Raw genomic sequence first — 24,112 nt, forward strand, 5'->3', positions numbered from 1 at the left:
GTTAAACATAAATATGCGAAACAAAATAATTCCATACAACCCAGAATTAAAAATATTAGCTCGTCAACTAAGAAAGAATAGTACTTTGCCAGAAGTATTATTATGGCAAAAAATAAAGAAAAAATCTCTAGGAGTTCAATTTCATAGACAAGTACCAATGCTCAATTACATTGTTGATTTTTACTGTCATGAGATTGGCTTAGTAATAGAAATTGATGGTAAAAGTCATGATTTTAACTTTTTGAACGATGCAGACAGACAAGGTAAAATTGAAGCCTATGGAGTTCAATTTTTGAGATTTTCTAATGATGACATATTGAATAATATGTTTAGTGTGTCGTTGATTCTTGAAAAGAAAGTTAATGAATTATTAGAATAAAACAACCATTAAAAACACCCCTAAAGTCCCCTCAAGGGGACAATCGTTACGATTCAATTCACTTTAATTTATTTTACAAAAATATCTTTTGAGAGATATGTGTAAACTTTTAATATTTTAATTTTCCCTTCTGAATTGCGTTTTTTTAAGAAAACTATGTCTTCAATAACACCATTAAATACAATATCTCCATGTTTATTGGGGTTAATTTTAAAATTGAACAACCCACTTCCTGTAGTATCTAAAAAAATTTTGTGATTTGATGCTTTTATAGAATCCAAATCGCTAATATCTGTTTCCGTTGTGATATGAAAAAATGAATATCTTTTATCAATTTCAGATTTTTTTAATCCATCTAAGTCATAATCATAAATGACTTCTCCTATTATATTTTCATTAGAAAAAACCGTATCTGGTATTCTATAATCTATAATTTTGCTATTGTTTTTATTAATTTTAACCTCTCTATCTTGAGCTTTATTTTTCGCACATGTTATAAGAACAATTGCCGACAATAAAAAATAAGTAAATCTATTCGGTTTCATTTCTAGCTTTTCTTCAACCCAGCAATCGTTTCTTTCGGATGCTCACTCTTAAACACAAAACTACCAGCAACCAACACATCTGCACCAGCGGCAACAAGTTTCGGTGCATTTTTATCGTTTACGCCGCCGTCAATTTCAATCAATGCTTTTGAGCCTGATTTTTCAATTAAATCTTTAAGCTGTATTACTTTTTTGTAGGTATTTTCAATAAATGATTGTCCACCAAAACCAGGGTTTACGCTCATTAATACTACCAAATCCAAGTCGCGTATAATATCTTCCAGCACAGCAATTGGAGTGTGGGGGTTCAATACCACACCTGCTTGCATCCCTTCTGCTTTTATGGCTTGAATGGTTCTGTGTAGGTGATTACACGTTTCGTAATGCACCGTTAAAATATCCGCTCCAGCATTTTTAAAGTCTTTTATATACCGATCTGGATCTACAATCATTAAATGTACATCCATAGGCTTTTTAGCATACTTTTTAATGGCTTTTATAACTGGAATTCCGAATGAAATATTAGGTACAAACATGCCGTCCATTACATCAATATGAAACCAATCGGCATCGCTATGATTTATCATTTCTACATCGCGTTGTAGGTTGGCAAAATCGGCCGCTAAAATGGAAGGAGCAATTAAGTGACTCATACGTTCTGTTTTTTACAAAAGTATGAAATAGACTTTAGTAGTTAGTAGTTAGTGCTTAGTTTTTTTATGGATGGTTGATGGAGATTCTATGCAAAATGGAGCTTCATAGAGTTGACCGCATAAAAAAACGCTTAACAAATAAATGTTAAGCGTTTTCTAATCATTATTTTTAGCGTATAAATATTACCCCAAATAGGTTCTTAAAATTTTACTTCTTGAAGTATGTTTTAATCTTCTAATAGCTTTTTCTTTAATTTGACGTACTCTTTCGCGAGTTAAATCGAAAGTTTCACCAATTTCTTCTAACGTCATTGGTTGAGCTTCACCCAATCCAAAATACAAAGCAACAACATCAGCTTCTCTCGGTGTTAAGGTTTCTAAAGCACGCTCTATCTCAACTTTTAAAGATTCGTGTAATAAGCTTTTATCTGGATTTGGAGATTCACCAGAACGCAATACATCATATAAATTAGAATCTTCTCCTTGAATTAAAGGAGCATCCATAGATACATGACGACCTGCATTTTTCAACGACTCTTTTACATCGTTAATGGTCATATCCAACTCCTTTGCAATTTCCTCTGCAGAAGGTGGTCTTTCATTATCTTGTTCTAAACGAGCATAGGTTTTATTAATCTTGTTAATAGAACCAATTTTATTTAAAGGCAAACGTACAATTCTAGATTGCTCAGCCAATGCTTGTAAAATAGATTGTCTAATCCACCATACCGCGTAAGAAATAAACTTAAAACCTCTAGTTTCATCAAAACGTTTAGCAGCTTTAATCAAACCTAAATTACCTTCATTAATTAAATCGGGTAAGGTTAAGCCTTGATTTTGATACTGCTTGGCAACAGATACTACGAAACGCAAGTTAGCCTTAGTCAAACGCTCTAAAGCCACTTGATCTCCAGCTTTAATACGTTGAGCTAATTCCACTTCCATATCAGCAGTAATTAGATCTACCTTACCAATTTCTTGTAAGTATTTATCTAATGATGCTGTTTCGCGATTAGTTACCTGCTTTGTAATTTTAAGTTGTCTCATGTATTCTCTGCTGTTTTAATTAATACTAAAATTTTGTTGTGTACTTATATATACGTTACTAGTTACGGAAATGTTACAATTATTTCACTTTAATATTAAAAAAAGATGTAATTACCGTTAAGAAACCGCTTAATTAGAACAATTAAACATGAAAAACTCCTAAAATATTTAACAATAAAATCAAAAAAAACCTGTCAATATACATGTTGACAGGTTTTAACTTTAATGAAAAAATGAGAATTAATCTCTTCTTCTTCTATCATCGCGACGGTTATCACGCCCACGATTATCTCTACCTCTATTATTGTCTCTTGGAGGTCTTTCTACAAAACCTTCAGGTTTTGGCAACAATGCCTTACGCGATACTTTTTCTTTACGCGTACGCTTGTCCATACCAAAATATTTTACATCAAAAACATCACCCATATTAACAACGTCAGATACATTTTCTGTACGTTCCCATGCTAATTCAGATACGTGTAAAAGTACTTCGTTACCAGGAGCATCCGTATATTCTACAACAGCACCAAAATCTAACATTTTGATCACTTTTACTTCATATACGCTACCCACTTCTGGCTTAAATAATAAAGAATCTATTTTAGCTAGTACTGCTTCAATACCTTTACTTCCAACACCTAAAATTTCAACAATTCCTTCTTCAGTTACTGGATCTTCGTTGATAACGATAGTAGTCTCCGTTTCTTTTTGCATTTCCTGAATTACTTTTCCACCAGGACCGATTAAGCCACCGATAAATTCATTAGGAATACGTCTAGTTACCATAGTTGGAGCATGTTCTTTCACCTCAGCATTTGGAGTAGCAATAGTATCTGTTAATTTCTCTAAGATATGCAAACGACCCTCGCGAGCCTGTTTTAGTGCATTCACTAAAATCTCATAAGACAATCCTTTTACTTTAATATCCATTTGACAAGCGGTAATTCCGTCTGCTGTACCTGTAACTTTAAAATCCATATCACCCAAGTGATCTTCATCACCCAAAATATCAGATAATACAGCATAGTTACCAGAATCTGCATCAGAAATTAATCCCATTGCAATACCAGAAACTGGTTTTTTTAATTGTACACCAGCATCCATCATAGCCATTGTACCCGAACAAACCGTTGCCATAGAAGACGAACCGTTAGACTCTAATACTTCAGACACAACACGTACTGTATAAGGACAATCTTCAGGAATCATACCTTTTAAAGCACGTTGAGCTAAGTTACCGTGACCAACCTCTCTACGTGATGTACCACGGATAGGTCTTGCCTCTCCTGTTGAAAAAGGCGGGAAGTTATAGTGTAAATAGAAATTTTCTTCACCTTCAAAGGATGGCATGTCTATTTTATTTGCATCTCTAGATGTGCCTAGAGTTACAGTTGCTAAGGCCTGAGTTTCACCTCTAGTAAAAATTGCAGAACCATGTGTAGATGGTAAATAATCAACTTCACACCAAATAGGTCTAATTTCGTCAGTCTTACGACCATCCAAACGTAAACCCTCATTTAAAGTAAGGTCACGGACAGCAGCTTTTTCAGCTTTATAATAATATTTAGAAATTAAATTACCATAATCTTCTTGCTCTTCTTCAGAAAAAGTAGCTTTAATTTCTTCTTTTATTTCATCAAATGCTGCACTTCTTTCATGTTTAGCAGAACCTGCTTTTGCAATAGCATATACTTTATCATATGCCATATCATGAATCTTTTTTGCTAAATCTTCTTCTTCACGCTCACCTTCATATTCGCGTACCTCTTTCTTTCCAAAAGCTTCAGCCAATTTTACTTGAGCAGCACATTGTACTTTAATGGCTTCATGTGCAAACTTGATAGCTTCTGTCATTTCTTCTTCAGAAATTTCATCCATTTCTCCTTCCACCATCATTACCGAATCCGCAGAAGCACCAATCATCATATCAATGTCAGATTCGGCTAATTGAGCTCTTGTAGGGTTGATTACAAATTTTCCATCTACACGAGCAACTCTTGCTTCAGAGATAGGACATTCAAATGGGAAATCTGATAATTGGATAGCAGCAGAAGCAGCTAAACCTGCCATAGCATCCGGCATAACCTCATCGTCATGAGACATTAACTGAATCATAACTTGTGTTTCAGAGTGATAATCTTTCGGGAATAATGGACGTAAAACACGATCTACTAGACGCATTGTAAGCACTTCGCCATCACTCGGTCTTGCTTCCCTTTTAAAGAAGCCCCCTGGATATCGTCCAGCAGCGGCAAATTTTTCGCGATAATCTACCGTTAATGGTAAAAAATCAACATCACTTTGTTTATAATTGGAAACAACTGTACATAATAACATACATTTTCCTGATTGAACAACAACGGAACCATGAGCCTGTTTGGCCAACTTTCCTGTTTCTATAGAAATGGTCCTTCCATCTCCTAAATCGATAATTTCGGTAAAAACCTTAGGTATCATAAATAAATTTTTTAACCCATCTTTTTGATAGGCTTAATTAAACAATTGGTTTTTGTTGTGTTGTGTGTTAACCAATGAAAAGAAGTACGCTTTTTTTATTCCGAATATGATTCGGAATCAATAAAAAAGAGGCATAAAGCCTCTTTTAATTATTTTCTAATCTTTAATTCTTTAATTAATTCACGATATTTTACAATATCCGTTTTAATTAAATAATCCAATAAATTTCTACGCTTTCCAACTAATTTTACTAGAGAACGTTCTGTATTAAAATCTTTACGATTATTTTTTAAATGCTCTGACAAATGGTTAATTCTGTGAGTAAATAAGGCTATTTGTCCTTCCGTTGAACCTGTGTCTTTTTCAGATTTTCCGTATTTTTTGAAAATCTTCGCTTTTTTTTCTGGTGTCAAATACATGCTAACATTAAGTTTTTTAATTAATAATTTTTATGTATCGAATAATTTCGAGCGGCAAATATAAGGTTATTATTTTGATTGGCAATAGTACTTTTTAGAGTAAGTTTATATAGAATCAAATTGAGTTTGGCATTTAATTACTTACTTTTTTATCTTGCTCCCAAAGACCTTCATAAATTAATATCCCATTCTTATCAAATAATTTACCTTCACCGTGCCTTTTGTTTTTAACAAAATCGCCTTTATACGTTTCGCCTGTGGCATAGTTTAATTGGCCTTTGCCGTGCATTAGTGAATTAATAAATTCCCCCTCATATTCAGAACCGCTTTTCCACTTAAAAATACCTTTACCATCAACCCTTTTGCCATCTTTAAATGTTCCTGTAAATTTATTTCCGTCTTTCCAAGTTAAAGTACCCGTTCCTGTTCGCTTATCCTTGATCCATTTGCCATGATATTTATCTCCGTTTTTCCAAAAATAATAACCCTTTCCTTCTCTAAAACTGTTCTTAAAATAGCCAGTATAAGTATCACCGTTGGCGTAGCTTTTTGTACCAAAACCATTTTGACAGTTACCACTTAGGCAGATAGCTTTTTTATTGTTATTGGTGGGATTAAAACTAGTAGAAAACGCCCCGTTTATAGCATAAGTTAAATAATAATATCCTGAATTGTTACTCGGGTCTAAATCGTTAACACGAACATCTAAATAGCCATCTTTTGTTGGTTTAATGCTCTTTTGGGTACCGATGAGAAACCATTTGCCTTTTGACCCGATTCTACCCAACAAGCTTCCATGTGGAAATCCTCCCACCGCGTTGTACAGTTCATAACCTTTAATACCATTTGGACCAGAACTACCAGCAAAAACACCTACGCTAATTTTCCCAGAAGCTTTCAAGGTAATTTTTTCGCCTTTTTTTAGCTTAATAGGTGTTAAGGTTGAAAAAGAGCTAACTTGATATTTTCTATTGCCTAAATTTACTACTGGAAGCGGATATTCTAACCTTCTGTTGTAGGCTACCGTGATTGTGAATTTATCTTTTTCTTTATCATAATTGGGCAATATTATGTAAAGTCCGTTCTTATAATAAAGTTTACCGCTTTTGGTGTACTTATTTTTTAAATCATTCATATATGATTTCACCAATCTATCTGAAGGGTTTTTGAGTATAAATGCCACATATTTCGATTTACCCGAATTGGTTCTAGAGGTTATAAAATAATTACCAAATTTATCATCAAAAGTATAAAAATCATCAACTTTTAGAGCTGTATAGCCTACATTCTGTACATAATCGCGTACCGCATAAATATCGTCGTTATTAAGTTTAAAGCAAATTTTTTCCAATTGGGACAATGTAAAATAGTGCTGTGCATAAGCACTTGAAAACACCAAAAACACAGCAATGAGAAGTACTATTTTTTTCATTTTTCTAATAACTTTTAACGAGTTTGTCCGATGCCCAAACACCTTTCAATTCTGAATGGTTTTCTCCGTTCCTATAAAACCCAAGACCCTGTTTTTGTCCATTTTCAAATTTACCACGATAATAACTTTTATTTTTCCATAAAAAATAACCGCTACCTGAAAACTTGTAATTAGCAGTAAGTTCACCTCTGTAAAGTTGACCTCCAGTAAAATTATACTCACCTAAAAAGGGTTTGCCATTACGGAAAAATCCCGTATAATAATGACCATTATCAAAAATAATCCGACCATAACCATCTTTACAATCACCATAAGTACAGCCTTTATTTGTTTTGTTAAAGTCAAATTTGAATTTAAAAGCTAATACACCAAGTTGCCAAATTCCCCTAGAATAGTTGCCGTTTTTATCCTTTTTATAACCATAACCGTTGAATTTATTTTTTGCCCATTTTCCAATATAAAACGATGTCTTTGAAAAGAAATGTTCGCCATAGCCACTTCTCTCATTATTTTTCCAATCACCAAAATAAAATTGCCCATCGTTCCAAGAATAATAGCCATAACCGTGGCGATTCCCATTTTTAAAGAAGCCTTTATAGTAGCTATTGTCATATCTATAGTAGCCATAACCATTAGTACAATTACCACTTATACACCCTTTTTTTGATACAGTTATAGACTTTTTATAAGGGTTGTTTAAAGGAACAAATATTTTATCCAATACAAATACATTTTTTGCCAATAATTGGTCGAGTTCCTTATTTGTTGGTTTTAAAACATGTGCCATTTGAGCATCGTTGTAAGAATAGTCAAATATCAAATCTTTAAGAACCATCTTGCTCTTCTTGTAGGCATTGGCTCTGTAAAAATGCAGGTTGCCATTGCGTAACAGAACATTTCTGACAGAATAAAAGTTAACACCTTTAGGTTTAATGCTTATGAACAAATTGAACTTATAATTTTTGGCGTAGGTGTCTTTGTTCAATTGACCAGAAGTTCTTTTGTAATTTGTACTATCTTTTTTGTAAACATACAAAAATTGATCTTTGGTCACGTACAATGAATCCAAACGAGTTTTGCTGTCGACGTAAACACCTCTTAGCTCTTTAGGGAATTCCGTAAGGTTTTTACCTCCATATGTTGGTAAAGATTCTTTAAAAACTACCGAATCGCAAGAGGTAAAAATCAAAAACAAGAATAATATTGTTAGTTTGATCTTCATAATAAGCCTTATAAATTATTCTATCAGTTGAACGACAATATCGTCTTCCGTAATAGACTGGATTTTAAACGCTTTTCTTGTTTTTTCTGGAACGGATTGCCATAAATCATCAGCTGTTTTTTTATAAACGACGGCTATTTGAGCTTGATTATTGTTGAAGGTTTTTGATGGGTCTTTTACTCCTTTGGCCTTGGAAATAGCTTTGTAAAGTGCATTTAGGTTTTCATTGCCATATTCAATTTGACCTATACTTATCGTTACCGTTCCTTTTGCTTTCTTATTTTTGTTCTTTTTTGGAAAAAGAATATTGACAGTTTCTTTCAGGTCTTTAGCGGTTTCTTTTGTAGTTTGCACTGTTTCTTTAGTGGCTTGACTGGCTTGCCTTACCGTCTGGTTGACACTTTCCACTTCTTTTACCGCTTTGGGTTTGTTAGATTCCTCCTCTTTCTTTTTCGTTTGAGCCAATAGATTACTAGCTGTAAACAGCATTACTAAAAGTATAATTTTTATTGAATTTTTCATGAGGTCTTGTTTTTTATTGTTCGGTCAATGTGTAAGGAATTTTCTTAAATTTTCCGTTTGTGGCTTTGTATTTTTTACCCGTATCTTCATCTACAACAGTAAAACTAAACTCTCCTGAAATTGTTTTTTTACTCTTGTCAATTGATGTGATTTTTATGTAAATGGCTTCGGTGAGTTCAGCACTAAAATCGTTTACTTCGCTGTTTCCATCATCTTCTGAATATGCTGCTCTTGCTTTATTTACTTCATTGTCGCTACCAGCCTCATCCCATGTTTTGCCTGAATTCATCACGTTAAAATCTTCGCCTGAAGCAACCAGCACCAATCCTTTTAATTTACTAATTCCTTCGGCATCACCTGCACTTAAGGCAATAATATAAACACCTGAAACGGTGGTAATTTCTACTTTATCGTATTCAACAGCACTTTCAAACTTGTTGCCATTTATTGTCGCGGTAATATTACCACCACCTAAAATATCATCTGGGACAACATCATCTACGGAGCAGGAAGTACTTACAATTATTAAAATGAATAACAATAACCCGCTTTTTAATACTGAACATTTTGTGTTTTTCATAATCTGATTTTTTTTGGTTTTAGCTATTAAATATAGTCATGCTAGTTAAAATTTGTATAATCTGTTTAGTATTCGTTACTCATTGTTTAGAATTCGTTTATTTTAATTAATTTAACAGAAAGCATGTTGTTTTATTAGTATTTCAATCAAATAGTTCTATTTTTACTAATCCATAATCAAACTTATTTTCATGCTTCAAAAGTTATCTTTTTTCTTTTTGCTTTTCGTTTTTACTAATACGGCTTTTTCACAAAACAAAGTGTTAGATTCATTAGAAAATCAACTCAAACTACATCAAAAAAAAGATACTTTACGGGTAAAATTGTTAATCAATGCGGCCAATAATTGTCAACATGAATCGCCTGAAAAGGCATTAAAATATATAGACGAAGCTAGGCAAATAGCCGAACATATAGATTGGCTAAAAGGAAAAGCAGCAGCACTAAGACAAAAAGGTATTGCTTATTATTATCAGGCAGATACAGAAAGGGCTATGGATATTTGGCAAGAAGCCCTAAAGGTTGCCGAACCTTTAAATGACAAAATTTTTAATGCTAGTATTTATAATAACCTAGCGAGCATTTTTGCAGATATGAAACAAAATGATCGTGCTTTAGAAGAATACAATAAATTATTAATTGCAGCAAAAGAAGCAAATCACAAACCCTATTTAATAAATGCGTTATCAAATATTGGTGTTGTATACAATGATATAAACGAATCGGAAAAAGCATTACCTTATCTAAAAGAAGCTCTTGAAATTGCAGAATCAGAACAGAGCAATTATTTTGCAGCGGTCATTAAAAATAATCTAGGGTTGGTTTTTTTAAAACAGAAAAAATATTTAGAAGCGAAAAAACAATTTGAAAATGCAGCCTCAATGGCAATTTCACTTAAAAATAAATATATTGAAGCATCTGCGAGAAATAGTATAGGTAAGATTGATTTACAATTAAATAATTTTAAAGAAGCAGAAATTGAGAGCAAAAAGGCTCTGCTTTTGGCCAAAGAAATTGATGCAGTAGAATGGCAGGCAGAGTCTTGGCAAGTATTGAGCAAAGTTTATACCCAAAAAGAAGATTATAAAGAGGCATTTACTGCCTATCAAAACTATATTCAATTCAGAGACAGTGTTTTTAGTGAAGATAAGAAAGCTGAAATCACTAGAAAAGATATGCAGTTTCAGTTGGAAAAGAAAGAGGCCTTGGCAGATGCTGAAATTAAACGTCAAAAAATTATAAGAAACTCGGCAATGGCTGGTGGTGGTATATTATTATTAACCGCAATTTTAAGTGGTGTTTTTTATAAAAAAAGAAGGGATGACGCAGAAAAAATAAAGCTATCTAAGTTTGAGGCCAAAGTTGCCGACACCGAACTTAAGGCATTGCGAGCACAAATGAATCCACATTTTATATTTAATTCTTTAAATTCCATAAACGATTTTATCGCAAAAAACAACACAAAACAAGCCAATGATTATTTAATAAAATTCTCAAAACTAACGAGAGCTATTCTTGAAAATTCCGATAAAAAATGGATTTCACTAGAAGAAGAAATTGAATTGAGCGAACTTTACATGCAATTAGAATCGTATCGATTGAAAGACAAATTCAGCTATCGTTTTAATATTGATGATAAAATCGATAAAGAAAACACATTAATTCCGCCTCTGATTTTACAACCATTTATTGAAAATAGCATTTGGCACGGTATTGCCCCACTTAATGGTGATGGAAACATTGAGATTGGCATCAAAGAAAAGAACAATATGCTAATTTGTATGGTTGATGATAATGGTGTCGGTAGAAAAGCAAGTAATAATAGAGTACTGCCGAAAGAATCGAAAGGAATTTCTATTACTAAAAGTAGGTTGGATATTTTAGGAAAAGGAAGCGTTGACTTTATTGATAAAACAAAAGGGTTAACAGTAACACTCACATTACCATTAAAACATCAATTTTAATAAACTACTTATGTTTAAAGCGTTGCTAATTGATGATGAACAACATTGTATTGACAGATTGTCGGAGCTATTAGATAATCTAAACGGAATAGTGGCCAGCTATTTTTCCTGTTATACTGTTTTGGAAGCTGAAAAAATACTAGCGAACAAAAAAATTGATGTTATTTTTTTAGATGTACAATTACAAAATGAAACAGGTTTTGATTTACTTAAAAAGTTAGCTTCTAAAATTACATTTGAAATTATTTTTACCACCGCTCATGATAAATATGCAGTTAAAGCTTTTAAATATGCCGCTTTAGATTATTTATTAAAGCCAATTGATGAAATAGATTTAAAACGAGCTCTTATCAAATTAAAAACCAAACAAACTTTATTGAACACTAACAAAAAAATAGAGGCACTTCTCTATAACCTTAATGAGGAAAATACTGATAAAATAATAAATCTGACCAATGCCGAAGGCGTACATCTAATAAAAGTAAATGATATTTTAAGGTGCAATGCCGATGATAACTATACCCATGTTTACTTTAATCCCGGCAAGAAAATTACTATAGCCAAAACTTTAAAATATTTTGAAAACTTACTACAACCGTATTCTTTTTTTAGAACGCATCAATCACATCTTATAAATCTAAATTATATAAAAAAATTTATCCCTAAAAAAAGGGTAGTTATTTTATCCGATACCACTGAAATAGAGGTTTCCGTCAGAAAAAAAGAGGCATTAATTAAAGTATTAAGAAACAGATAAAGCTACAATTTTAAACCTTTTCTTATTTAACTTGTCATAGAAGTATAACTTATAAAACTAATATGATGAAAAAACAAAAACTGAAATTTGGACTAATACTGTTGATGCTATCAGCAACGTTTTTTATTGCATGTGATAAAGACGACGAAATGCAAGAAGACTTAACTGTTGAAGCAATTGATTTAAAAACTGCAGAAACTGAAGCTGTAATTGACGAGGCATCTGATGAGGCGAGTGTAATTATTGAAGAAGCTTATCAGACAGAAGAGTATCCAGCAACCAAAAGCAATGCCTTGGAAAGGTACTTACCCGATTGTGTAACCATTACCAAAGTAATTACTCAAAATATGAAAACAGTCACCATAGATTTTGGTGAGGGTTGTGAACTACGTAATGGTAATTTTGTAAGTGGTGCAATTATTATGGAATATGAAAAAAATCCTGAAGTTGCTACCAAAACTATTTCTTATACATACAGAAATTTCTATTTCAATAGAAAGCATGTTGAGGGCGGCGGTTCTATTTTAAGAGAACGAATGAATTCAAATGGAAATCCTCAATCTACAAAAACATTTGATGTTACTGTTACATGGCCAGATGAATCATATGCAAAAAAAGAAGGTGTCAAAATTAGAGAAATGATTGAAGGTAAAGGGACAAAAGCTTGGGGAGATAATGTGTTTTTAATTACGGGAAATTGGAAATTTACAAGGAAAAATGGTACTGTTTTATCCGCTACAGTTATTGAAGCATTAAGAAGAGAGTTAGCTTGTAAATTTTTGGTAAGTGGAGTTATTGAACTCGTTAAAAATGAAAATACCGCATTGCTATATTACGGAGATGGTAGCTGTGACGATTTAGCCACAATAAGTGTTAATGGAGGACCTAGAAGAGAAATTCATTTAAGTAATTTATAAAGAGGAAATTGTATTTTGAGTTTGAGCCTACAAAATTGTACAATTTTGTAGGCTTTTTATTTCTGCTCTTCTTTTTTTTCTCCTCTAATCGGTAAGTTTTGAATTAAATCAATATATAAATTGATTTGTTTTTTTAAATCTTTACGCTCTATAATTTTATCTAAAAACCCGTGTTCTAAGACAAATTCAGAACGTTGAAAGCCTTCAGGTAAATCTTTACCAACAGTGTCTCTTACAACTCGTGGTCCAGCGAAAGCAACAAGAGCATTAGGTTCTGCAAAGTTAACATCTCCTAGCATAGCATATGAGGCTGTTGTACCTCCAGTTGTAGGATCAGTACACAAAGAAATATAAGGAACACCAACTTCAGCCAATTGTGCCAATTTAGCCGATGTTTTTACCAATTGCATTAAAGAATAAGAAGCTTCTTGCATTCTTGCCCCGCCCGATTTAGAAATTAACAAAAAAGGAATTTTGTTCTTGATGGAATACTCAATAGCTCTAGCAATCTTTTCACCGACAACACTACCCATAGAACCTCCGATAAATGAAAAATCCATCGCGGCAATAACCAATTCTTTACCATAAGATTTGCCTACCGCGGTTCTAATGGCATCTTTTAATTTTGTTTTTTCTTGGGCTTCTTTTAGTCGGTCGGTATATTTTTTAGTGTCTTCAAACTTTAAAGGATCCTTGGCGGTAATCTTTGCATTTAGTTCTTCGTATTTATTTTCATCAAACAAAATTTCAAAATACTCATTACTTCCAATTCTTACATGATAGCCATCCTCTGGACTCACATAAAAATTTTCTTTCAACTCATCCGTATCCACTATTTTACCACTAGGCGTTTTGTACCAAAGTCCTTTAGGTACATCCTTTTTATCCTCAGTAGCAGTTTGAATTCCCTTATCTTTTCTTTTAAACCAAGACGACATATTGTATAATTTTTATAAGATGCAAGTTAATAAAAAATAAGAAAGCCCAATAAAAAATCTATTTTATTGGGCTTTCTTGATAAAAAGTCTTTTACAATGTATCTACGTTATTTAAGTCTTCAAAAGCTTTTTTAAGTCTTTCAACAAAAGTAATCTCTCCTTTACGTAGCCAAACTCTTGGGTCATAATGTTTCTTATTAGGAGAATCTGCTCCGTCAGGACTACCAATTTGCGATTTCAAATAATCAGCTTTTTCGTTCATATAATCTCTAACACCAGTCATAAAAGCATATTGCATATCCGTATCAATATTCATTTTTATAACGCCATAACCAATAGCTTCTCTAATTTCTTCAACGGTTGAGCCAGACCCGCCATGGAAAACAAAATCGATATGATTATGCTCTACACCGTATTTTTCAGAAATATATTCTTGTGAATTTTTAAGAATTTTTGGGGTTAACTTTACGTTACCAGGCTTATAAACACCGTGGACGTTACCAAAGGCAGCAGCAACGGTAAATTTATCGCTCACTTTTGAGAGTTCTTCATAAGCGTAAGCTACTTCTTCTGGTTGCGTGTATAATTTAGATTCGTCAACATCACTATTATCAACCCCGTCTTCTTCACCACCTGTAATACCCAATTCAATTTCTAAGGTCATTCCCATTTTACTCATACGAGCCAAATATTTTTTACAGATTTCGATGTTTTCCTCTATCGGTTCTTCGGAAAGGTCTATCATATGGCTACTGTACAACGGCTTACCTGTTTCTTTGTAATGTTGTTCGCTAGCATCTAACAAACCATCTATCCAAGGTAGCAATTTCTTTGCACAATGATCTGTATGCAAAATTACTGGAACACCATAAGCTTCCGCCAATAAATGGATGTGCTTAGCACCAGCTATAGCACCGACTATGGCAGCTTTTTGATTTTCGTTACTTAGACCTTTACCCGCATTGAACTGAGCACCTCCGTTGGAGAACTGAATGATAACTGGAGCATTCAAATCTCTAGCTGTTTCTAGTACTCCATTTATAGTATTTGATCCTATTACATTGACCGCCGGTAGAGCAAATCCTTTTTGCTTTGCATAGTTAAAAATCTCTTGTACTTGGTCGCCCGTAGCAACTCCTGGTTTTATATTGTGAGCCATAATTTATTGATTGTTGTTGAACTACAAAATTACGAAATTTAAATTAGGATGTGCGTGTGAGTATGTCTAAAAATACGAAAACGTTGTATTTTACGGTGAATACTTTTGATGTTACAGAATCTATTGTTTTTAACTAAAGAAAGTCTAACGGCCAGAGGCTACGCAACCAACCTAAAATGGATAATTGATGCCTATATTATAAACAGCATTACCAAAGTTGTAATTTTGAAACCACTTATTGTTAGTATCGAGATAGGGTTCATAGGTTTTAAACCCAGCATCTAAACGCAATACCAAGAAGCTGAAATCATAACGAATACCAAACCCAGAGCCTACGGCAATATCCTTTAATGAAGATAGTCCGTTAAATTTCCCTTTGCTAGAGGTAACATTTGAATTTGTAATATCCCAAATATTACCTGCATCAACAAAAAGAGCACTATAAAAATTGTTGACCAACTGAAAACGGTACTCTAAATTTGAAGTTAGTTTTAAACTTCCTACATTAAATTCCAAACCACTTCTTTCAGAACCTGGCCCTAGTTTAAAAGTATTCCAAGCTCTTATATCATTAGATCCGCCAGCACGATAACTCCGACTAAAAGGTATATCAGAATTTCCAATAGGAAAAGCTGCACCAATAAATGTTCTATGTACTAACGATGTATTTGAATTTACTGCCCAATACTTTTTATATTCAACTTCGGTTTTTAAATATTGAGCTATATCTAGACCAAAAAGCTGCTTTTTTGAACCGTCTGTTGGTTCTTTAACAAAAAGTGAGGTAATATTTCCCGAAGAAATTAATCTTGCAGTAAAACCCGAAAAGCTATTGTCGGTAAAACCCTCTCTGTTACTGTAATTATAGGTGTAAGACATTACAGGCACCAACACATCTTCCGTTAAAATACTTCTGCGTTCTTCAACATCTTTAGCTTTTTCATATTCCTCTGGATTGGAAATTGAAAACCCCTGATTAGGATCAATTAGATAACCAAGATAATTACTATGTTTTAAATCGTCTTTTGTAATATCAAACAATGGTATTATTTCTCCATTTTCATTGGTATAAGTTAGATCTGGAACAATAACTTCAGCTATTTTATTAAGCTTCCTAGCTTCTGACCTGAAAATTGTAAAATACCTATCGGTTCGTAAATGATTTATATACTGTACATTTAATAATTCAAATTTGTGATCTGTTGTATTAGAACTCTGCCAAGTATAGCCAATACCACCCGTAATATTTTGTCTATCTAAACCAATATTACGCTGTAGAGCAATACTTAAACCAATATTGGTCTTAGGTGTCATTCTTTTCGGAATAATACCGTTGGTGTTTATTGGAAATAAGATTCTTGGAATTTTTAAGGTAGCACTTGAACCGACTTCCCAAGCATTAAAGAGTTTAGAATTGTCAGAGATTTCTCTGGCAACATTTAAAAAAGAGCCTTGAAAGGATAATTCTAATACCTCTGCCCCTCTAAATACATTTCTGTTCAGCCACGAAAGCTTTCCTAAAATACCAAATGGTTTTATATTAGAGGTTATATACTCGTTATCAAACCCAAAAGAATATTTTTTTTGCGGTGTTAAATTTATGTCGGCTCTAAGTGAGCCATCAGCTTTTTCTTTATAAATAATATCTAACGAAGGTTTAAAATTTTGAAGCTCTCTTAAATATTTCCTTGTTAGTTGACCTTCGGTAGCCCTGTAAATGCTATCGGGTTGAATTATTATAGAATTTGCCAAATATTTTGGATTATATGCCAATTTTTCTGATGCATAAAAATTATAGCCTTTATACGACTTATGGTCTTTGTAATCTTCTATATCCCTTTTTTCAGTATAAGTAAAATCAGTAAATACATTTACTTCACTTACTTTTCTGATCTTAAATGGTTCTGTGTAAGCACTATCGTTTTCCTCTACAATTCTGTCATTTATTTCTAAAAGCACACTGGTTTTGTATGGTGATAACCCCAATGTATCTATCCAATATTCCATATTATTTTTTCCAAAATAATATACACCAGAATTTCTGAAAATATTTATAAGGCGATTTTCTTCATTTTCAAACTTGGTATAATCAATTTGATCATCCACAACAACCATTGATTTGTCTTTGTGTAATTGATATAGCGAATCCAATACAGGCGAACTGATTTCAGTTGTAAGGCTATCTATAAAATAAGGATTGTTTTTAGTAACTAAATAATCTACCGTAATTTTCTGATTGTCTTTTTTTATTTGTTTAAAAGTGACCTCAGCATCAAAATAACCCTTACTCTGATAATATTTGGTCAAAGAGTTTGCTGATTTTTTAATTTTTGTGCTATCTGAAATTACCGGGGCGTTACCGTTTTTTAAAAACCAAGCGTTTATGCCATTATAAGCTTTCTCTAAAGCCTTTACCTGCTTTTTAGAAAAAACATTAGCTAATTTTTGTTCTCTGTTGGGTTTTTTATCTAACCACTCTTGAAATTTAATTTCATAGTTAGGTTTAGCAAAATTGTAAATATGTAAAGAAATAGGTACTCCGAGTATTTTTGTATTTGGGGTTTGTCTTAAATAACTAAGAACATCTGGATTATTAATCTTTTTATCATCAACTATAATCGTGTTTTTTGACAACAGATATTTATCCTCAGGAATTCGTTTGGTTGCACTACAAGAAATAATAACTACAGTTATTATTATAAATACTATTATTTTAGCAAAATAGTTAAGCAATACAATTTTAGATTTAAAGGGTTCCCGTTTTCACGGGAATGACATGAATGATTCAATTTTTTTATACAAACACCAAAAATACTACTATTTGAATGTTAAGCAAAAATGAACTCAAGTTAATAACGAGTTTACAGCGAAAAAAGTACCGAATTCAGCATCAATTGTTCGTTGCTGAGGGCATAAAGGTTGTAAACGAATTTTTAAACTCCAATCTTCAAATCCAAAAATTATTTTGTGTTGAAGATTATTACCAATCAATATCAAAATATAAGCCAGAACTCATTTCTGAAAAAGAATTATTAAAACTTAGTAGCTTATCAACACCCAACAAGGTTATTGGCGTTTTTAAAATTCCTCAAAATGGTATTTTACAGACAAAAGGGTTAATAGTTGCTTTAGATGCTATTAACGATCCAGGAAATTTAGGTACAATTATTAGGTTATGTGACTGGTTTGGTGTATCTCAACTAGTATGCTCATCTGACACTGTTGATTGTTACAATAGCAAAGTGGTACAAGCATCTATGGGTTCTTTAGCCCGAACATCAATTGTTTACACAGATTTAAAAAACTATTTAGGCAATACAGAAATGCTTATTTACGGTGCGGTAATGGATGGGGATAACGTAAACAATACTAAATTGGGAAAAAACGGAATTTTGGTAATGGGCAACGAATCCAATGGTATTTCTCCGGAAATAGAAAAGTTATTAAGTCATAAAATAACTATTCCAAGGTATAGTAAAGATAATACTCCCGAAAGCTTGAACGTAGCAACGGCAACGGCTATTTTATTGAATGAGTTCAGACGTTAAAAACTATTCAAAGGTGAGGTTTAAAAAAATGCCTCTTGTGCCATAATAGTCTATGGGCAAGGTCCAAGGGCTACTTGGATTGTCATCACGAACTATTTCGTTGTTAATTGCAAAAATTCCTCTAATAGATGGTGAAAATTTAAAGTGCGGTAGATAAAAATCTACACCTAAACCAATTTCATACATAAAGTTATTGGTTTTCATTCTAAACTCACCTTCAAAATTATCATCTGAATTTTTCTGGTTACTGGAAAAGTTATAATCGTAAGACACACCTCCAATAACAAAAGCCCGCATATTATCTAAACGGTCTGTTCTGAATTGAAGTAACAATGGAATTCTAAAATAGGTAGCAGGAACTTTTCTTACCCTATCATTTTCGGTATCAGGTATCGTTGGGTTTGAAAAAGTTAACACTTTTGAATTACTAGACAGGCCAGGTTCCAATCTTACGTTGAAATTATCATTTAGATTATAGCCTAACACTAAGCCAATATTAAAACCATACTTATCTTCAACATCTACAAAAGAGTTTTCAATTTCATAACTGATTTTAAAACTCTTTTTATTTATCCCTAAATAATACCCATAGTGGATTTTTTTCTTGTCCTTATTTTCAAGATGGATAATCTTATCTTTTTGAGCAAATGTATTGCCAATAAAAATCAGTACACTAACTATACACAAAAATGATTTGTTCATTCTTTAAATATTATATATTACAACAAAATTCTACTTCCATTTATTTTGTTGCGGTATAAATAGAGGCAGATCCAAAAGTTAAGGGTTTGTTAGTTGCATTATTAAACCCATTTTTTTCTAAAATATTGTTGAACTTTTTGCCATATGGAAAAATAGCTGCAGATTCTGGCAAATAAGTATAAGCTCTTTTGTCCTTAGAGCCTAATTTACCAATGGTTGGGATAATATATTTTGAATAAAAATTAAACAGTTGTTTTACAGGAAATTTTTCAGGTTGTGAAGTTTCTAGCACCACAAAAATTCCTTCGGGTCTTAGTACACGATGAATTTCTTGTAAGCCTTTGTCCAGATTTTCAAAATTTCGAACTCCAAAACCAACGGTTATGGCATCAAAAGTGTTGTCCTCAAAAGGCAGATTTTCAGAATCTCCAATAACCATTTCAATCAATCCCTCAAGGTTTTTCTCTTTAACCTTTTTAATCCCTACTTCTAACATTCCTTTAGAAATGTCCAGACCTACTATTTTTTCAGGTTTTAAATCTGATAACATTATGGCAAAATCACCAGTCCCTGTTGCAATGTCTAAAATGGTTTTAGGCTTTTTTTCTCCTACAATTTTAACTACTTTTTTACGCCATTTTATATCAATACCAAAGGTCATTATCCTGTTTAAGAAATCGTAATTACCCGAAACATTATCAAACATTTCAGCAACTTGCTCTTTTTTACTTAGTTCAGAATCCTTATATGGCGTAACTTTAATGCCCATACTATATTTTTTGCTCTCCTTCGTCAAGAATTTGGAGTATGAAGATGCAAAGATAAGGATTCAAGGTAAATTAATAACCTTATTAATTTTAATATAGCTACCAAATAAAACGCTTTAAATAATATAATTAGCCAAACACTTGACAAAGGGTATATGTATATTGTATATTTGCCTTCGTTTTTTTAAACCCAGCAAAACCCGTATACTACATATGAAATTATCACATTTTAAATTTGATTTACCAGAAGAATTATTAGCAAGCTACCCTTCAGAGCAACGAGATGAAGCAAGGCTAATGGTCTTAGACAGAAAAACACAAAAAATTGAACATAAGCAATTTAAAGATCTCGTACATTATTTTGATGAAGGTGATGTAATGGTTTTTAATAATACAAAGGTTTTTCCAGCAAGGCTATATGGAAACAAAGAAAAAACCGGAGCTAGAATCGAAGTTTTTTTATTACGCGAATTAAATGCAGAAAGCAGATTGTGGGATGTGTTGGTAGATCCAGCACGAAAAATTAGAATTGGTAACAAATTATTTTTTGGAGATAATGACGATTTAGTTGCAGAGGTTATCGACAACACTACTTCTAGAGGTAGAACGTTGCGATTTCTATTTGATGGATCTTACGAAGCATTTAGAAAAAAATTAAAAGAGCTAGGTGAAACTCCATTGCCAAAGTATATAAAAAGAGATGTAGAACCTATAGATGATGAAAGATACCAAACTATTTATGCAAAACATGAAGGGGCTGTTGCCGCACCTACTGCTGGGTTGCATTTCTCTAAGCATCTTTTAAAAAGATTGGAAATTAAAGGAATAAATTTGGCAGAAGTAACTTTGCATGTTGGCTTGGGTACTTTTAACCCTGTTGAAGTAGAAGATTTATCCAAACACAAAATGGATTCTGAGGAAATAGATATTCCTGAAAATGCTTCTAAAATGGTTAATACAGCAATTGATACTAAAAAAAGAGTTATAGCCATTGGTACTACGGTTATGAGAACCTTAGAAAGTTCTGTTTCCGCCGACCATCACCTTAAACCATTTAACGGATGGACAAATAAGTTTATTTTTCCACCTTACGAATTCAGTATTGCCGATGCTATGGTCACCAATTTCCATACGCCAAAATCTACATTAATGATGATGACTTCTGCATTTGCAGGCCATGATTTTCTAAAAGAGGCCTATGCTGAAGCTATTAAAGAAAAATATAATTTTTATTCTTATGGTGATGCCATGCTAATTATCTAATTAGTTTTTACCATCAAATAAAATAGAAAAGCCTTATATTCTAATGATATGAGGCTTTTTTAATACCTTTACGAAAATTGCCCAATTCAACGGGTTTAAAAAAATTGTCATTTTGAAAAAAAAATTACTTTTTATTTTTCTAATTTCCCCATTGTTAATAGCTGCTCAGGTTACTAATGAAGGGCAACCTTTAAGTTGGGGCTTAACCAATACCAAAGCAGTCATAAAACCCATACTTTTGTCTCAATCTAACCTAAAACAACTCAGGACTGAAGATGTTAAAAGTGATAAAACAAAAACTAAACCCTACAGAATCGGTGTTTCTAAAAAAGTTAATTATGGATTGCAAAATGCTGGTTTTTGGACAGATTTATCTAACGGTGACCGTATTTGGAGAATTTCATTTGTGTCAACAGACGCTCTTCATTTAAGTGTTAACTTTAATAATTTTTATCTGCCTGAGGGTAGTAACATTTATTTGTATAATAATGAAAAAACGGACTTGTTAGGTGCAATTACGTCTGCGGCCAATAATGAGAAAAATGAGTTAGGTACTTGGTTTGTAAAAGGAGATAGAATATGGATAGAATATTATGAGCCTTCAGCAGTAAAGGGTCAAGGTAAATTAAATATTGGTTCGGTTATTCATGGTTATAGACTTGGAAACACTACTCAAAAAGGATATGATGATAAATCAATTTTAAAAATAAATAACTCGGGTGATTGTAATCATGATGTTGATTGTGCTATAGGAGCTGATTTTGAAGCCAATAGAGACGAATTAAAAAAATCTGTTGCTTTTTTAAATATGGGAGATGGTTTTATTTGCTCAGGAGCTTTAATAAACAACACTGCTCAAGATAAAAAACCTTACTTTTTATCGGCTGAACATTGTTTAGAAAGAGATTCTGGAAATCCGGCAGCAAATCCTTCAATTTTTTCCATGCGTTTTAATTGGATTAGTCCAAATCCAGTTTGTGCTGCAATTAATGGTAGTACTGATTCTCCTGAAGAGTTTACAATGATGGGGTCTTCTATAAAAGCTCAATATTCTGATGCCGATATGCTATTGTTAGAGTTAAACAACCCTATTCCTAATGATTGGGATGTTACTTTTGCAGGATGGGACAGAACGGATTTTGATCCAACTTTTGAGGTTAGTATTCATCATCCTGAAGGCGATATTATGAAAATTAGTCGAGATGATACTGGAGCCAAAAAAGCAACTTCAGATGGGAAGCAAATCTGGTTAATTGGTGGTTTAAATGATGGTATTGGTGATGGAAATGGATGGGAACTCGGTGTAACCGAAGGTGGCTCTTCAGGTTCGCCTTTATTTAATCAGAATGGGCACATTATAGGGCAATTATATGGCGGAAATGCTCTTTGTACAGGCACATCAGATAACGACGATTTTGATTTGTACGGTCGTTTTGCAATAGCATGGAACAGCGGATCAACGTCAGCTACGAGATTAAGAGATTGGTTAGATCCTCAATCAAATAATGTAAGTACTCTAGACGCTTTGTCAAATACACTAAAAGTAGATGATGGTCATTTTGGGAATAATATCACGTTGTACCCAAATCCTTCAAAAGGAATTGTTAAAATAAAATTGCATGAAATGACAAATGATTTAACTTACGAAGTATATAATTTACTGGGGCAAACTTTAGTTCGTAACACTCCTATTGACAATAATACTATTGACTTAAATAATTTTTCTGATAACATTTACTTTATAAGAATAACCGAAATCGGAACTGGAAATAGTTTGGTTAAAAAGATTATTTTAGGTAAAAAATGACAAAAAAACAAGATATTAGAGCCTTAACGAAAGAGCAACTACGCGACTTTTTTGCTGAAAATAATGATAAAGCTTTTCGTGGTAACCAAGTTTATGAATGGTTATGGAGTAAGGCTACCTATTCTTTTGATGATATGACCAATATCTCAAAAGAAACAAGAACAATGTTGGAGAATAATTTTGTAATTAACCACATAGAAGTTGACCAAATGCAACGTTCTAATGATGGCACTATAAAAAATGCCATAAAGTTGCATGATAATATGATCGTCGAGTCCGTTTTAATTCCAACTGAAACCAGAACAACTGCCTGTGTTTCAAGTCAAGTTGGGTGTAGTTTAGATTGTAATTTTTGTGCTACTGCTCGCTTAAAGCGAATGCGTAATCTTAATCCTGACGAAATTTACGATCAAGTTGTAGCCATTGACAAACAAAGCCGTCTGTACCACAACCGTAAGCTATCGAATATTGTTTTTATGGGTATGGGCGAACCATTGTTAAATTATAAAAATGTATTGGCCTCAATTGAAAAAATTACGTCTGATGAGGGCCTGGGCATGTCACCAAAACGGATTACACTATCTACCGTTGGTATTCCGAAAATGATAAAAAAATTAGCAGATGATGCCGTTAAATTCAATTTAGCAGTTTCTTTACACTCAGCTATTGACGAAGTTCGGTCTAAAATGATGCCCATTAACGAAAAAAGTAATTTAGCAGAATTGTTGGAATCACTTCAATATTGGTATGCCAAAACCAAACAAAAAATAACTTTTGAATACGTAGTTTGGAAAGGTATTAACGACACCCAAAAAGATGCCAATGCCTTGGTAGATTATTGTAAAAAAGTGCCTTCAAAAGTAAATTTGATAGAATATAATGCCATTGACGATGGTGAATTTCAACAAGCCGATGATGATGCTATTGATATGTATGTAAAAATTTTAGAAGCTAACCGTATTGTTGTAAATGTTCGCCGAAGTCGAGGAAAAGATATTGATGCTGCTTGTGGACAGTTAGCTAACAAAACGTAAA

The 24,112-nt window shown here is 32.8% G+C and carries 22 protein-coding genes; 8 read left to right on the forward strand and 14 right to left on the reverse strand.

Annotated features, from left to right (window positions below; all coding sequences use genetic code 11):
• The first annotated feature begins 13 nt into the window (after positions 1-13).
• Positions 14-379 (forward strand): endonuclease domain-containing protein, encoded by a 366-nt coding sequence (locus U5A88_RS13460; RefSeq protein ID WP_354207266.1) that lies wholly within the window; start codon positions 14-16, stop codon positions 377-379.
• 68 nt (positions 380-447) lie between these two features.
• Here the strand turns inward: U5A88_RS13460 and U5A88_RS13465 are convergent, their stop codons facing one another.
• The 9 genes from U5A88_RS13465 to U5A88_RS13505 all read right to left on the reverse strand — a co-directional run bounded on the left by U5A88_RS13465 (position 448) and on the right by U5A88_RS13505 (position 9,256).
• Complete coding sequence (locus U5A88_RS13465) at positions 448-924, reverse strand: hypothetical protein (protein WP_354207268.1); 477 nt, start codon at positions 922-924, stop codon at positions 448-450.
• A 2-nt stretch (positions 925-926) separates the two neighbouring features.
• Complete coding sequence (gene rpe, locus U5A88_RS13470) at positions 927-1,577, reverse strand: ribulose-phosphate 3-epimerase (RefSeq protein ID WP_354207270.1); 651 nt, start codon at positions 1,575-1,577, stop codon at positions 927-929.
• Positions 1,578-1,760: 183 nt separating this feature from the next.
• Positions 1,761-2,624, reverse strand: coding sequence for a sigma-70 family RNA polymerase sigma factor (locus U5A88_RS13475; RefSeq protein ID WP_117879914.1), 864 nt, complete (start codon positions 2,622-2,624; stop codon positions 1,761-1,763).
• Between the two features lie 240 nt (positions 2,625-2,864).
• Entirely contained in the window at positions 2,865-5,081 is a 2,217-nt protein-coding gene (locus tag U5A88_RS13480) for a polyribonucleotide nucleotidyltransferase (protein WP_354207272.1), read from the reverse strand.
• Positions 5,082-5,230: 149 nt separating this feature from the next.
• A complete protein-coding gene (rpsO, locus tag U5A88_RS13485; RefSeq protein ID WP_354207274.1) occupies positions 5,231-5,500 on the reverse strand; it encodes a 30S ribosomal protein S15 in 270 nt (89 codons plus the stop codon).
• Between the two features lie 133 nt (positions 5,501-5,633).
• Complete coding sequence (locus U5A88_RS13490) at positions 5,634-6,932, reverse strand: MORN repeat-containing protein (RefSeq protein ID WP_354207276.1); 1,299 nt, start codon at positions 6,930-6,932, stop codon at positions 5,634-5,636.
• Positions 6,933-6,936: 4 nt separating this feature from the next.
• Positions 6,937-8,154, reverse strand: coding sequence for an MORN repeat-containing protein (locus tag U5A88_RS13495; RefSeq protein WP_354207278.1), 1,218 nt, complete (start codon positions 8,152-8,154; stop codon positions 6,937-6,939).
• 15 nt (positions 8,155-8,169) lie between these two features.
• Positions 8,170-8,676, reverse strand: coding sequence for a hypothetical protein (locus tag U5A88_RS13500; protein WP_354207280.1), 507 nt, complete (start codon positions 8,674-8,676; stop codon positions 8,170-8,172).
• A 13-nt stretch (positions 8,677-8,689) separates the two neighbouring features.
• On the reverse strand, positions 8,690-9,256 hold the full coding sequence (locus U5A88_RS13505; protein ID WP_354207282.1) for a DUF6252 family protein: 567 nt from the start codon (positions 9,254-9,256) through the stop codon (positions 8,690-8,692).
• Positions 9,257-9,446: 190 nt separating this feature from the next.
• On the opposite strand from U5A88_RS13505, the gene U5A88_RS13510 reads away from it, so the two are divergent.
• The 3 genes from U5A88_RS13510 to U5A88_RS13520 all read left to right on the forward strand — a co-directional run bounded on the left by U5A88_RS13510 (position 9,447) and on the right by U5A88_RS13520 (position 12,893).
• On the forward strand, positions 9,447-11,219 hold the full coding sequence (locus tag U5A88_RS13510) for a tetratricopeptide repeat-containing sensor histidine kinase (protein ID WP_354207284.1): 1,773 nt from the start codon (positions 9,447-9,449) through the stop codon (positions 11,217-11,219).
• 10 nt (positions 11,220-11,229) lie between these two features.
• Complete coding sequence (locus U5A88_RS13515; RefSeq protein WP_354207285.1) at positions 11,230-11,976, forward strand: LytR/AlgR family response regulator transcription factor; 747 nt, start codon at positions 11,230-11,232, stop codon at positions 11,974-11,976.
• A 62-nt stretch (positions 11,977-12,038) separates the two neighbouring features.
• The gene (locus tag U5A88_RS13520; protein ID WP_354207287.1) at positions 12,039-12,893 is read left to right on the forward strand and encodes a hypothetical protein; all 855 of its coding nucleotides are present in this window, start codon (positions 12,039-12,041) and stop codon (positions 12,891-12,893) included.
• Positions 12,894-12,949: 56 nt separating this feature from the next.
• Here U5A88_RS13520 and accD read toward each other — a convergent pair whose 3' ends face one another.
• From accD to tamL, 3 genes are all read right to left on the reverse strand, one after another.
• On the reverse strand, positions 12,950-13,831 hold the full coding sequence (gene accD / locus U5A88_RS13525) for an acetyl-CoA carboxylase, carboxyltransferase subunit beta (RefSeq protein WP_354207288.1): 882 nt from the start codon (positions 13,829-13,831) through the stop codon (positions 12,950-12,952).
• Positions 13,832-13,922: 91 nt separating this feature from the next.
• Entirely contained in the window at positions 13,923-14,990 is a 1,068-nt protein-coding gene (gene fbaA, locus U5A88_RS13530) for a class II fructose-bisphosphate aldolase (RefSeq protein WP_354207290.1), read from the reverse strand.
• Positions 14,991-15,161: 171 nt separating this feature from the next.
• On the reverse strand, positions 15,162-17,723 hold the full coding sequence (gene tamL, locus U5A88_RS13535) for a translocation and assembly module lipoprotein TamL (protein WP_354207292.1): 2,562 nt from the start codon (positions 17,721-17,723) through the stop codon (positions 15,162-15,164).
• A gap of 92 nt (positions 17,724-17,815) precedes the next feature.
• Between tamL and U5A88_RS13540 the strand changes: the two genes are divergently transcribed.
• On the forward strand, positions 17,816-18,538 hold the full coding sequence (locus U5A88_RS13540) for a TrmH family RNA methyltransferase (RefSeq protein ID WP_354207294.1): 723 nt from the start codon (positions 17,816-17,818) through the stop codon (positions 18,536-18,538).
• Between the two features lie 3 nt (positions 18,539-18,541).
• On the opposite strand, the gene porT is transcribed toward U5A88_RS13540, so the two are convergent.
• A complete protein-coding gene (gene porT, locus U5A88_RS13545) occupies positions 18,542-19,240 on the reverse strand; it encodes a type IX secretion/gliding motility protein PorT/SprT (RefSeq protein ID WP_354207296.1) in 699 nt (232 codons plus the stop codon).
• 40 nt (positions 19,241-19,280) lie between these two features.
• The gene (gene ubiE / locus U5A88_RS13550; protein WP_354207298.1) at positions 19,281-20,009 is read right to left on the reverse strand and encodes a bifunctional demethylmenaquinone methyltransferase/2-methoxy-6-polyprenyl-1,4-benzoquinol methylase UbiE; all 729 of its coding nucleotides are present in this window, start codon (positions 20,007-20,009) and stop codon (positions 19,281-19,283) included.
• A 211-nt stretch (positions 20,010-20,220) separates the two neighbouring features.
• Between ubiE and queA the strand changes: the two genes are divergently transcribed.
• The 3 genes from queA (at position 20,221) to rlmN (ending at position 24,111) form a co-directional block, all read left to right on the forward strand.
• Complete coding sequence (gene queA / locus U5A88_RS13555) at positions 20,221-21,270, forward strand: tRNA preQ1(34) S-adenosylmethionine ribosyltransferase-isomerase QueA (protein WP_354207300.1); 1,050 nt, start codon at positions 20,221-20,223, stop codon at positions 21,268-21,270.
• Positions 21,271-21,382: 112 nt separating this feature from the next.
• Positions 21,383-23,077: a T9SS type A sorting domain-containing protein gene (locus U5A88_RS13560; RefSeq protein WP_354207302.1), complete on the forward strand. Its 1,695-nt coding sequence runs from the start codon at positions 21,383-21,385 to the stop codon at positions 23,075-23,077.
• Complete coding sequence (gene rlmN, locus U5A88_RS13565; protein ID WP_354207304.1) at positions 23,074-24,111, forward strand: 23S rRNA (adenine(2503)-C(2))-methyltransferase RlmN; 1,038 nt, start codon at positions 23,074-23,076, stop codon at positions 24,109-24,111. Before U5A88_RS13560 ends, rlmN begins: the two co-directional genes overlap by 4 nt.
• The last annotated feature ends 1 nt before the right edge of the window (position 24,112 follow it).

Origin of the sequence: Aureibaculum sp. 2308TA14-22, assembly GCF_040538665.1 — a bacterium.
Classification (GTDB): Bacteria; Bacteroidota; Bacteroidia; order Flavobacteriales; family Flavobacteriaceae; genus Aureibaculum.